Here is a 12602-nt window from a genome sequence, read left to right on the forward strand (position 1 = left end):
CCCCACCGGCAGCAGACCCGTACCATGGGGTGAGGCCGTGGCATGTTGAGCCCGGCAGGGCCCGCGCACCACCGATGCACGCGCAGGGCATTCCTCACACTCCGGGAGTACGCCTTCTTATGGCCACGCGCCACGACATCCGCAACGTCGCCATCGTCGCTCACGTCGACCACGGCAAGACCACCATCGTCGACGGCATGCTGAAGCAGGCCGGCGCCTTCGCCGCGCACCAGCTCGAAGGCGTCGACGACCGCATGATGGACTCGAACGACCTGGAGCGTGAGAAGGGCATCACGATCCTGGCCAAGAACACGGCGGTGAAGTACCACCCGAAGGACGGGGGGGACGTCATCACCATCAACATCATCGACACCCCCGGCCACGCCGACTTCGGTGGCGAGGTGGAGCGCGGTCTGTCGATGGTGGACGGTGTCGTCCTGCTCGTGGACGCTTCCGAGGGCCCGCTCCCGCAGACCCGCTTCGTGCTGCGCAAGGCGCTCCAGCAGCGGCTGCCCGTCATCCTGTGCATCAACAAGACGGACCGCCCGGACTCCCGGATCGACGAGGTCGTCAACGAGACCTACGACCTCTTCCTCGACCTGGACGCCGACGAGGAGCAGATCGAGTTCCCGATCGTCTACGCCTGCGGCCGCGACGGCATCGCCTCGCTGACCAAGCCGGACAACGGCACGGTCCCGGCCGACTCCACCAGCCTGGAGCCGTTCTTCTCCACGATCCTGGAGCACATCCCGGCCCCGACCTACGACGAGGCCGCCCCGCTCCAGGCGCACGTCACCAACCTGGACGCCGACAACTTCCTCGGCCGTATCGCGCTGCTCCGCGTCGAGCAGGGCGAGCTGCGCAAGGGCCAGACGGTCGCGTGGATCAAGCGCGACGGCTCCGTCAGCAACGTCCGCATCAGTGAGCTGATGATGACCGAGGCGCTGACCCGCAAGCCGGCGGAGCTGGCCGGCCCCGGTGACATCTGCGCCGTCGCCGGTATCCCGGACATCATGATCGGCGAGACCCTGGCCGACCCGGAGAACCCGGTCGCGCTGCCGCTGATCACGGTCGACGAGCCGGCGATCTCCATGGTCATCGGCACCAACACCTCCCCGCTGGTCGGCCGTGGTGCCACCGGCAAGGGCGCCGACAACAAGGCGGCCGTCAAGGACCGCAAGGTCACCGCCCGCCAGGTCAAGGACCGCCTCGACCGTGAGCTGATCGGTAACGTCAGCCTCCGCGTGCTGGAGACCGAGCGTCCGGACGCCTGGGAGGTGCAGGGCCGCGGCGAGCTGGCGCTGGCCATCCTCGTCGAGACCATGCGCCGCGAGGGCTTCGAGCTGACCATCGGCAAGCCGCAGGTCGTCACCAAGGAGGTCGACGGCAAGGTCTACGAGCCCGTCGAGCGCATGACGATCGACGTGCCCGAGGAGCACATGGGCGCCGTCACGCAGCTCATGGGCGTCCGCAAGGGCCGTATGGACAACATGTCGAACCACGGCTCCGGCTGGGTCCGCATGGAGTTCGTCGTGCCCTCGCGCGGCCTCATCGGGTTCCGGACCGAGTTCCTGACGCAGACCCGCGGCACGGGCATCGGCCACTCCATCCACGAGGGCTTCGAGCCCTGGTTCGGCACCCTCCAGACCCGTAACAACGGCTCCCTGGTCGCCGACCGCGCCGGTGCGGTCACCGCCTTCGCGATGACCAACCTCCAGGAGCGCGGCGTGCTCTTCGTGGAGCCGGGCACCGAGGTGTACGAGGGCATGATCGTCGGCGAGAACTCCCGCGCCGACGACATGGACGTCAACATCACCAAGGAGAAGAAGCTCACCAACATGCGGTCGTCCACGGCCGATGTGACCGAGTCGATCGTCCCGCCGCGCAAGCTGTCGCTGGAGCAGTCCCTGGAGTTCTGCCGCGACGACGAGTGCGTCGAGGTCACCCCGGAGGCCGTGCGCATCCGCAAGGTGAACCTGGACGCCCGCGAGCGCGCCCGCGCCGCGAGCCGCGCCAAGCACGGCTGACGCCTGCCGTAGGACGACGCCGGGCACCCCGCCTCGCGGGGTGCCCGGCGTCGTCGTAAAGCGGTGGGAACGAGAAGAGAAGGGTTAGGGAAAACCCTCGATTTGCCGGGGAGAGCCGTCCGGAGCGCCCCGTGCGCACTACCCTGCTGCGGAAGTGCCGCGCCCTGCCCGCGCACGGGTCCGTACAACAACCCTGCGGCAGAGGCTTCTTGAGCGCGTGACAGCCCTCGGTGGCACCTTGCACGGCGGCCACGGCAGGCGCAAGCGGTTTATCTCACTCTCGCGTCCGGAATACGGACACCCGCCACCGATAGATGTGTAACAAGTCCGTTTCGCAGGGATCTTTCACCAAACCCTTTGTCCGGATTTTGGAAGATGTATACGCGAGCTGTGATCGAACCGAGACCTCGAGAGTGTGGTTCGGCCCTGACGTTTGGCAGATAGTTAGGCGCGTAGAGCTCGGATGAACGGGTCACTCGCTGGAGGCGGCGCCGACTCACGAGCGCGGGGGCACCTGACGATTTCCGGCACCGGCGACGGGCGGTGGCGGTGGTCTGTCTGTGCTCCCTTTGCGGTGAACCAATGACTTCATAGGAGGAACCCATGCGCGGTGCCAAGAGCGCCAAGTGGGTCGCGGGGGCGATAGTTGTCGCTCTGGCCGCCACCGCCTGCGGCGGCAACGGTGATGGTGAGGGCAAGAGCAAGGGCTCCGGCCCTGCGGGATACGTCTCGATCGACGTCGGCGAGCCGCAGAAGCCGCTGATCCCGGCCGACACCAACGAGAGCAACGGCTCGTACGTCATCCAGTCCATCTTCACCCAGCTGCTGGACTTCGACTCCAAGGGCGAGATCGTCTACACGAACGCCGAGTCGGTCACGTCCGACGACTCGAAGACGTGGACGGTCAAGCTCAAGAAGGGCTGGAAGTTCCACAACGGCGAAGAGGTCACCTCCAAGTCGTACGTCGATGCTTGGAACTGGTACGCCAACATCAAGAACAACCAGCAGAACTCCTTCTGGTTCCAGGACATCAAGGGCTACGACGATGTCCACCCGGAGAAGGGCGCCCCGAAGGCCGAGGGCATGTCCGGCCTGAAGGTCGTGGACGACCACACCTTCACCATCGAGCTGAAGTACAAGATGCCGTACTTCAACTACAAGCTCGGCTACACCACGTGGGCCCCGCTGCCCAAGGTCTTCTACGACGACCCGAAGGCCTTCGGCCAGAAGCCGGTCGGCAACGGTCCCTACACCTTCGAGAAGTGGGACCACAAGAAGCTCATCCAGGTCAAGGCCTGGGACGGCTACCAGGGCCCGAACAAGGCGAAGAACAAGGGCGTCCAGTTCAAGGCCTACACGACGCTCGAGGCCGCCTACAAGGACGTCGTCTCCGGCAACCTGGACATGATCCGCCAGGTCGGCCCGACGGACCTGCCGAAGTACAAGCAGGACCTGGGCGACGGCGCCATCGAGCAGCCGTACGCGGCCATCCAGACGCTGACCCCGGCGTTCTACTCCAAGACCTTCAAGGACATCGACCCGAAGGTCCTCCAGGGTCTGTCGATGGCGATCGACCGTGACACGATCACCAAGACGGTTCTGAACAACACCCGTACGCCGGCCAAGGGCTTCACCCCGCCGGGCGTCAAGGGCTACCAGAACCTGGACACCGACGTGTTCACGTACAACCCGGCGAAGGCCAAGCAGCTCATCAAGGAGGGCGGCGGCGTACCGGGCAACAAGTTCACGGTCCAGTACAACACCGACGGTGGGCACAAGGAGTGGGTGACCGCGGTCTGCGAGTCCATCCGCAAGGCCACCGGCGTCGACTGCGCCGGCGACCCGAAGCCGGACTTCGCCACGGACCTCGAGGCCCGTGACAACGACCAGGTGAAGGGCATGTACCGCGGTGGCTGGGTCGCCGACTACCCGGTCAACGCCAACTTCATGAAGGAGCTCTACCACACCACCGCCGAGGCCAACAACGGTCGCTTCTCCAACAAGGAGATCGACGGGCTGATGAACAAGGCCGACAACGCCAAGTCCCTCGACGAGTCGGTGAAGGCCTTCCAGGAGGTCGAGAAGAAGCTGGTCGAGCACATGCCGGCCATCCCGCTCTGGTACTACCGCATCAACGGCGGCCACGGTAAGAACGTCGACAACGTCAACGTCGACTTCCACGGTGACCTCGAAGTGTGGGCCGTCACCACCAAGTAAGAGGAGTCTCGCGGGCTCTTCCCACTCGGCCGTAAGCCCACCGTCGATTCAGGCGGCGGTGGGAGGTGCGTGGGGCCGTCTCGTCACCAGGAGACGGCCCCCGCACCTGCGTTAACCCATCACGGAGGCACCTATGGGGCGCTATGTCGCACGACGACTGCTCCAGATGATCCCGGTGTTCATCGGGTCAACCTTGCTCATCTTCTGCATGATGTACGCCCTGCCCGGCGATCCCGTCCGGGCGATGATGGGGGATCAGGCGTACGACCCGACGGTGGTCGCGAGCATCAAGAAGGAACTCGGCCTCGATCAGCCGCTCCTTCAGCAGTACGTGAACTACATGACCGGGCTGTTCCAGGGCGACTTCGGTACCCAGATCGCCAGTCAGCGGCCCATCGCGGACGTCATCGCCGACGCGTTCCCGGTGACGATCAGGCTGACGCTCTTCGCCTTCACCTTCGTCACGCTCGTGGGCATCGGCCTCGGTGTGGTCGCCGGTCTGCGCCCCGACACGCTGCGGGACCGCGGGCTGCTGACGCTGACGCTGGTCCTCGTCTCGATGCCGTCCTTCGTGCTGGGCTTCCTGCTGCAGTACCTGCTCGCCTTCCAGTGGTCGGTCACCACACCCACGGTGACGGACTCGACGGACTTCTCCCAACTCATGCTTCCCGCCATCGTGCTGGCGTCCCTCTCGCTCGCCTACGTCGCCCGGCTGACCCGCACGTCGATCGCGGAGAACCTGCGGTCCGACTACATGCGCACCGCCGTGGCCAAGGGGCTGCCGCGCCGCCGTGTCATCGGTGTCCACCTGATGCGCAACTCGCTGATCCCCGTGGTCACCTTCCTCGGTATCGAGCTCGGCAACCTGATGACCGGCGCCATCGTGACCGAGGGCATCTTCAACGTGCGGGGTATCGGCATCGAGATCTACGATGCGCTCAGCCGTCGTGAAGGCGCCACGGTCGTGGGTATCGCCTCGCTGATGGTGCTCATCTACCTCGCCGCCAGCCTGATCGTCGACCTGCTTTACGCGGTCCTGGACCCGAGGATCCGGTATGCCTGACAAGACCGTCGAGAAGGTCGAAGCCCTTCCCGGTGACACCGCGAGCACCGCGGGCGTCATCGTGACCGACGCCGGCCCGGCTCCCGAGAAGGCGCGCAGCCTGTGGTCCGACGCCTGGCACGACCTGCGGCGCAACCCGCTGTTCCTGGTATCGGCCGTGCTGATCGTGTTCCTGCTGGTGATGTCGCTCTGGCCGGGACTGTTCACCAGCGCCTCGCCGCGCGACGCCGACCTGGCCAAGCACTACCTGGGGAAGCCGAACTGGGGCCACTTCTTCGCCCCGGACTGGCTGGGCTACGACGTCCAGGGCCGGTCGATCTACGCCCGTGTCGTCTACGGTGCCCGCGCCTCGATCACCGTCGGTGTGGGTGTCACCCTCGCCGTCACCGTCATCGGCACGGTCATCGGCATGATCGCCGGCTACTTCGGCGGTTGGACCGACACCCTGCTCTCGCGGATGACCGACATCTTCCTCGGCATCCCGTTCCTGCTCGGCGCCCTGGTGGTGCTGAACTCCTTCGACAACCGCACCGTCTGGGTCGTCATCATGGCCCTCGCCTTCCTCGGCTGGACCCAGATCGCGCGTGTCGCCCGCGGCGCCGTGATCACCATCAAGCAGGCGGACTACGTGGTGGCCGCCAAGGCACTCGGCGCCTCGACGTCCCGGATCCTGTTCCGGCACATCCTGCCCAACGCACTCGCGCCGATCATCGTCGTGGCGACCATCGCACTCGGCGGCTACATCGCGGCCGAAGCCACCCTGTCCTTCCTGGGCGTGGGTCTCGGTGACACGGCCGTGTCCTGGGGCGGCGACGTGGCACGAGGACGTGAGCAGCTCCGTATCGCCCCACACACCCTGATCATCCCCTCGGTGATGGTCTCGATCACGGTGCTCTCGTTCCTGATGTTCGGCGATGCGGTACGCAACGCCCTCGACCCCAAGCTGCGCTGAGGGAGGCGTACGTGACCATCATCGATGAAACGGCCGAGAGCCCCTCGGCGGACGGCTCGCAGGACGAGGGCCGCCCACTGCTCGAAGTCCGCGACCTGCACGTGGAGTTCCGCACCCGCGACGGTGTCGCCAAGGCCGTCAACGGCGTCAACTACTCCGTCGCCGCGGGCGAGACGCTCGCCGTGCTCGGCGAGTCCGGCTCCGGCAAGTCCGTCACCGCCCAGGCCATCATGGGCATCCTCGACATGCCGCCCGGCCGCATCCCCAAGGGAGAGATCCTCTTCCGCGGCCAGGACATGCTGAAGATGTCCGGTGAAGAGCGCCGGAAGATCCGCGGCAACAAGATCGCGATGATCTTCCAGGACGCGCTTTCCTCGCTGAACCCGGTGCTCTCGGTGGGCTACCAGCTCGGCGAGATGTTCCGCGTGCACCAGGGCATGTCCAAGAAGGACGCCAAGGCCAAGGCGATCGAGCTGATGGACCGGGTGAAGATCCCGGCCGCGAGGGAGCGCGTCGGGGACTACCCGCACCAGTTCTCCGGCGGTATGCGTCAGCGCATCATGATCGCCATGGCGCTCGCGCTGGAGCCGGACCTGATCATCGCCGACGAGCCGACCACGGCCCTCGACGTGACGGTCCAGGCCCAGGTGATGGACCTCCTCGCGGAGCTGCAGCGCGAGTACAACATGGGCCTGATCCTGATCACCCACGACCTCGGCGTGGTCGCCGACGTCGCGGACAAGATCGCGGTGATGTACGCCGGCCGGATCGTGGAGACCGCGCCGGTGCACGAGCTGTACAAGCGGCCCGCGCACCCCTACACCAAGGGTCTGCTGGAGTCGATCCCGCGTCTGGACCAGAAGGGCCAGGACCTGTACGCGATCAAGGGCCTGCCGCCCAACCTGACGCGTATCCCGTCCGGCTGCGCCTTCAACCCGCGGTGCCCGCAGGCGCAGGACATCTGCCGTACGGACATCCCGCCGCTGCACCCCGTCACCGAGCGGGACGGCGGCGAGCTGACCGGCCGCGGCAGCGCGTGCCACTTCTGGAAGGAGACGATCCATGGCTGAGCTGGGCAAGAAGGACGAGTCCATGGACGCCACCCCCAACGTCACCGAGGTCGAGACGGTCGACGCCGTGACCGAGGAGGCGGCGGTGGCCGCGCTCGACGCGCCCGTGGAGCGCGGTGAGCCGATCCTCCAGGTGCGCAACCTGGTCAAGCACTTCCCGCTGACCCAGGGCGTCCTGTTCAAGCGTCAGGTCGGCGCGGTCAAGGCCGTGGACGGGATCTCCTTCGACCTCTACCAGGGCGAGACGCTCGGCATCGTGGGCGAGTCCGGCTGTGGCAAGTCCACGGTCGCCAAGCTGCTGATGATGCTGGAGAAGGCGACCGCGGGCGAGATCTTCTACAAGGGCCAGGACATCACCAAGCTGTCCGGGCGGGCGCTGAAGGCGGTCCGCCGGAACATCCAGATGGTGTTCCAGGACCCGTACACCTCGCTCAACCCCCGTATGACGGTGGGCGACATCATCGGGGAGACCTTTGAGATCCACCCCGAGGTGGCGCCGAAGGGCGACCGCCGCCGCAAGGTCCAGGACCTCCTGGACGTGGTCGGCCTCAACCCCGAGTACATCAACCGCTACCCGCACCAGTTCTCGGGCGGTCAGCGCCAGCGCATCGGCATCGCCCGCGGCCTGGCCCTGAACCCCGAGATCATCATCTGCGACGAGCCGGTCTCCGCGCTGGACGTGTCCGTCCAGGCCCAGGTCATCAACCTGATGGAGAAGCTGCAGAACGAGTTCAACCTCTCGTACCTCTTCATCGCGCACGACCTGTCGATCGTCCGGCACATCTCGGACCGCGTGGGTGTGATGTACCTCGGCAAGATGGCCGAGATCGGCACGGACACGGAGATCTACGACCACCCGACGCACCCCTACACCCAGGCGCTGCTGTCGGCCGTCCCGGTCCCCGACCCGGAGTCCCGTGAGGGCCGCGAGCGGATCATCCTCACCGGTGACGTCCCGTCCCCGGCCAACCCGCCCTCGGGCTGCCGCTTCCGCACCCGCTGCTGGAAGGCCGAGGACAAGTGCGCCCAGGAGGTCCCGCTCCTGGCGGTCCCCGAGCGCTTCAAGGGCGAGGACACCCCGGCGGCCCACGAGTCGGCCTGCCACTTCGCCGAGGAGAAGGACGTCGTCAACGCGGCCTGACGGTCCCGCACGCATCCCTTCCGGTTCCCGGCCCTTCTTGTCGAAGGCGCCGGGAACCGGTGTTCGAGGATCTGCCGGCTCCTGGGCCGTCTCGGCTACGACCCTGGTGGCCGCCGAAGTGCGTACAAACCCCCGCGAACCGCGTTAACACGCAGGCAACTTCGCCGACCCGATCTCGATATACGGACGCGTCAGGCTGAACAGCGTACGGCCGTGCGGGTGCCGTAAACGGGCCGGGGCGCGCCATGTCGCCCCGGCCCGTTGCATGTTCAGGCGCCGGTGATCCCCAGGGACCGCTTCAGGAAGTCGACCTGGAGCAGCAGCAGGTTCTCCGCGACCTGTTCCTGCGGGGTGATGTGGGTGACCCCGGACAGCGGCAGCACCTCGTGCGGGCGGCCGGCGGCCAGGAGGGCCGAGGACAGGCGCAGGGCGTGGGCGACGACCACGTTGTCGTCGGCGAGGCCGTGCACGATCATCAGCGGGCGGTGCGGTTCGGCGGGGGAGGACAGGCCGTCCGCGGTGACGAGGGAGCTCTTCGCGTACGTGTCCGGGTGCTCGGCCGGGTTCCCCAGGTAGCGCTCCGTGTAGTGCGTGTCGTACAGGCGCCAGTCCGTCACCGGCGCGCCCGCGATCCCCGCGCGGAAGACGTCCGGCCGGCGCAGCACCGCGAGGCCGGCCAGCCAGCCGCCGAAGGACCAGCCGCGGATCGCCACCCGCGACAGATCCAGCGGAAACCTCTTGGCGAGGTCCTCCAGGGCCTCCACCTGGTCGTCCAGCGACAGTGTGAAGTCGTGGTGGATCCCCTTCTCCCAGGCCGGGGAGCGGCCCGGGGTGCCCCGGCCGTCCGCGACGACCACCGCGAATCCCTGGTCCGCGAACCACTGCGACGTGAGATGCGGGTTGTGGGCCGCGAAGACCCGCTGCCCGTGCGGCCCGCCGTACGGGTCCATGAGCACCGGAAGGGGGGTGTCACCGGCGTAGTCCCGAGGCATAAGCACGGCGCACGGGATGCGACGTGCGCCCCCCTCGGTGAGCGTCACGCGGGGGGACATACCGGGATCTTCAGCGTAAGAAGCGACAACAGCCGTCGGTTTCCCGTCGCGAAGCACCTGCACCCGCGTCCCCGGCCGGTCCAGCGTCGCCGAGACCAGAACCGTCACGTGCCCGGCCCGCGCCGCCGCGTGCACGCCCGGCTCCTGCGACAGCCGCTCCACGCCCAGCTCGTTCACCCGGTACACATGCACCTGGCCCGTCTCCGCGTCGGCGGCCTCCTCGCCCGCCGACGCGGAGACCAGCACGTCGTCGTCGGAGACGTCCAGCACGGCCCGCACGTGCAACTGCGCCCCCGTGAGCGGCCGGTCCCCGACCGCCAGCACCCGCACACCGCCCTCGTCCGCGATCCGCACGAGCTGCCCGGCCGGACTCCAGCACGGCACCCCGGGGAAAAGATCAAGCCATGTTCGATCTTCATCGGCGTGCACCATCCGGGTCGCGCCCGACTCCGGGTCCACCGCGAGAATCAGCTGGCTGCGCTGGTCGCGCGCCTGTACGAGCAGCAGCGGCGCGCCCGCCGCTGACCAGTGCACACGCGACAGATACGGGTACCGCGCCCGGTCCCAGGAGACCTCCGTGCGCGCCCCGTCCAGGCCGATCACGAACAGCCGTACGTCCGCGTTGCCGGTGCCCGCCGCCGGATACGCCACCCGCTGCGGCTCGCGTTCCGGATGGGCCGGGTCGGAGATCCACCACCGGTCCACCGGCGTGTCGTCCGCGCGCGCCACGAGCAGCCGGTCCGACTCCGGGGCCCACCAGAAGCCGCGCGACCGCCCCATCTCCTCGGCCGCGATGAACTCGGCCAGTCCATATGAGACATTCTCCGACTCCGGCTCGGCGAGCGCCCGGTCGTCCTCCCCCTCCGCGCCCACGACCCGCAGCGCACCCTGCGCGACGTAGGCGACATACCGCCCGTCGGGAGACGGACGCGGGTCGATCACCGGCCCGGGCGTGGTCAGTCCACGCGCCGTCCCGGCCCGCAGCTCGGCCGTGAAAAGCCGCCCTGACAAGGCGAAAGAGGCCAACTCGACGGCCGTGTCGGTGGCGTACCCGACGATGCCGGCGCCGCCCTCCCGGCTGCGTTCACGCCGGGCGCGTTCCTCGGGCGAGAGGTTCTCCGAGGCGCCGCCCAGCAGGGCGCGCGGGTCGGCGGCCACGCGCTCCCCGCCCTCCTCCGTGTCGAGGACCCTCAGCGAGTTCGCCCGGTCGGTACCGGAACTGGAGCGCAGGAACACGACACGCGAACCGTCGGGCGCCACGGTGAACGAACGCGGCGCGCCGAGCGTGAAGCGCTGGGTACGGGCGTGCCGTCGGGGGAAGGAGTCAGGCTCGGTCGTCATGCCCTGACCATATTGGCCATGCGCCCCCTTGTGCGGCCGTGCGCCGATCGATGCGCACGGACGGATAGTTATGATCAATGTCGCATAGTGGGTATGAACCTGCTGGCTGCTGTACGGATTTGATGCCCCCATAGTCCGACCCCCCGCGCCCTCGTGGATCTTTGGAGGTGAACCGCCGTGGCACTCTCGATTTCGGCGGTGGTGCTGCTGGCGATCATCGTCTTCTTGCTGATCAAGAAGTCGGGACTGAAGGCGGGGCATGCGATCGTCTGCATGCTGCTCGGCTTCTACCTCGCCTCCTCGACCGTGGCTCCCACGATCAACGAGCTGACGACCAACATCGCGGGCATGATCGGCAGCATCAAGTTCTGACCGCCGGACCTCGTAGTCTGGGTCCATGACGGAACTGCCCGACCGGCGTCTGCTGCTGGTGCACGCGCACCCGGACGACGAGTCGATCAACAACGGCGCGACCATGGCCAGGTACGCGGCCGAGGGTGCCCACGTCACCCTGGTCACCTGCACCCTCGGCGAACGCGGCGAGGTGATCCCGCCGGAGCTCGCGCACCTGACCGGCCCCGCCCTGGGCCAGCACCGCCGCCGGGAGCTCACCGCCGCCATGGCCGAGCTCGGCGTCCAGGACTTCCGCCTGCTCGGCGGCGCCGGACGCTACAGCGACTCCGGGATGATGGGCCTGCCCGACAACGACGACCCCGCCTGCTTCTGGCAGGCCGACGTCGACGAGGCCGCCGCACACCTCGTCGAGGTGATCCGCGAGGTACGCCCCCAGGTCCTCGTCACCTACGACGACAACGGCGGCTACGGCCACCCCGACCACATCCAGGCCCACCGCGTCGCCATGCGGGCCGCCGAGCTGTCCGCCGAGGCCGGCCGGCCGATCCCGAAGGTCTACTGGAACCGGGCCCCCCGGTCCGTTGTGGAGCAGTCCTTCGCCCGGCTCCGGGAGGACCTGCCCGGCCTCCCCTTCGCCAAGGCGGCCGACGTCGGCGACGTACCGGGCGTCGTGGCCGACGAGCGGATCACCACCGCCGTCGACGGCACCGCGCACGCCGCCGCCAAGGCCGCCGCGATGCGCGCCCACGCCACCCAGATCACCGTGTCCGGGCCGTACTTCGTCCTCTCCAACGAACTCGCCCAGCCGATCCTCACGACCGAGTACTACGAGCTGGTGCGGGGCGAGCGGGGCTCCGGCGAGTGGGAGACGGACCTGTTCGCCGGCGTCGAGGAGGTCTCATGAGCGACCGGAGTCCCATGCTCGCCCAGCCGATGCGGCCGCCCTCCGCCGGACGGATCACCGCCTGTGCCGGGTTCTTCCTGCTCGGGGCCGTGGTCGGCGCGGCCGGCGCGCTCGTGCAGCCCGGGTGGTTCCCGGGCGGACTGCTGCTCGCCCTCGCCGGAGAGGCCGGGCTCGTCCTCGGCGCCGCGCGCGTCACCCGCGGGCGTTCCGGGGGCGTCGCGGCGGCCGCCGGCTGGATGCTCGCCGTCGTCCTGCTCACCGCCAGCCGCCCGGAGGGCGACTTCCTCTTCGCGGCGGGCGCCGGCTCCTATCTCTTCCTGCTCGGAGGCATCGGAGTGGCTGTGATCTGCGCCACCCTCGCCCCGAGGCGGCAACCGGACGGCGACCCCGTCCGACTTGGGAAGTGACGTACCACTTCGCCAGGACGCGCCCGTGGGGGTCCGGCGTGACTTTCCCCAGCGGTCCTGAGATACGGGTGAGA

10 protein-coding genes are annotated in these 12602 nt (G+C 68.2%); 9 read left to right on the forward strand and 1 reads right to left on the reverse strand.

The window, feature by feature from the left end:
* Positions 1-119 precede the first annotated feature (119 nt).
* The 6 genes from typA to CP976_RS28095 all read left to right on the forward strand — a co-directional run bounded on the left by typA (position 120) and on the right by CP976_RS28095 (position 8470).
* The gene (gene typA, locus CP976_RS28070; protein ID WP_150482844.1) at positions 120-2027 is read left to right on the forward strand and encodes a translational GTPase TypA; all 1908 of its coding nucleotides are present in this window, start codon (positions 120-122) and stop codon (positions 2025-2027) included.
* 603 nt (positions 2028-2630) lie between these two features.
* Positions 2631-4244, forward strand: coding sequence for a peptide ABC transporter substrate-binding protein (locus tag CP976_RS28075; RefSeq protein ID WP_150482845.1), 1614 nt, complete (start codon positions 2631-2633; stop codon positions 4242-4244).
* A 133-nt stretch (positions 4245-4377) separates the two neighbouring features.
* On the forward strand, positions 4378-5307 hold the full coding sequence (locus CP976_RS28080; protein WP_150482846.1) for an ABC transporter permease: 930 nt from the start codon (positions 4378-4380) through the stop codon (positions 5305-5307).
* Positions 5300-6259 (forward strand): ABC transporter permease, encoded by a 960-nt coding sequence (locus CP976_RS28085; protein WP_150482847.1) that lies wholly within the window; start codon positions 5300-5302, stop codon positions 6257-6259. Before CP976_RS28080 ends, CP976_RS28085 begins: the two co-directional genes overlap by 8 nt.
* Before the next feature lie 11 nt (positions 6260-6270).
* Positions 6271-7329 (forward strand): ABC transporter ATP-binding protein, encoded by a 1059-nt coding sequence (locus tag CP976_RS28090; protein WP_150482848.1) that lies wholly within the window; start codon positions 6271-6273, stop codon positions 7327-7329.
* Positions 7322-8470 carry an ABC transporter ATP-binding protein gene (locus tag CP976_RS28095; protein WP_150482849.1) on the forward strand — a complete coding sequence of 383 codons (1149 nt, stop codon included), beginning with the start codon at positions 7322-7324 and terminating at the stop codon, positions 8468-8470. The genes CP976_RS28090 and CP976_RS28095 overlap by 8 nt, the downstream gene beginning before the upstream one ends.
* A 269-nt stretch (positions 8471-8739) precedes the next feature.
* Here CP976_RS28095 and CP976_RS28100 read toward each other — a convergent pair whose 3' ends face one another.
* Entirely contained in the window at positions 8740-10863 is a 2124-nt protein-coding gene (locus CP976_RS28100; protein ID WP_150482850.1) for a S9 family peptidase, read from the reverse strand.
* 177 nt (positions 10864-11040) lie between these two features.
* Here CP976_RS28100 and CP976_RS28105 point away from each other — a divergent pair, with 177 nt between their 5' ends.
* From CP976_RS28105 to CP976_RS28115, 3 genes are read left to right on the forward strand one after another with little or no spacing between them, the layout of a single operon-like run.
* Positions 11041-11235: a hypothetical protein gene (locus tag CP976_RS28105; RefSeq protein ID WP_030842840.1), complete on the forward strand. Its 195-nt coding sequence runs from the start codon at positions 11041-11043 to the stop codon at positions 11233-11235.
* 25 nt (positions 11236-11260) lie between these two features.
* Positions 11261-12121 (forward strand): N-acetyl-1-D-myo-inositol-2-amino-2-deoxy-alpha-D-glucopyranoside deacetylase, encoded by an 861-nt coding sequence (gene mshB, locus CP976_RS28110; protein WP_150482851.1) that lies wholly within the window; start codon positions 11261-11263, stop codon positions 12119-12121.
* A complete protein-coding gene (locus tag CP976_RS28115) occupies positions 12118-12528 on the forward strand; it encodes a DUF6113 family protein (protein WP_150482852.1) in 411 nt (136 codons plus the stop codon). The genes mshB and CP976_RS28115 overlap by 4 nt, the downstream gene beginning before the upstream one ends.
* The last annotated feature ends 74 nt before the right edge of the window (positions 12529-12602 follow it).

Origin of the sequence: Streptomyces coeruleorubidus (genome assembly GCF_008705135.1) — a bacterium.
Classification (GTDB): Bacteria; Actinomycetota; Actinomycetes; order Streptomycetales; family Streptomycetaceae; genus Streptomyces; species Streptomyces coeruleofuscus.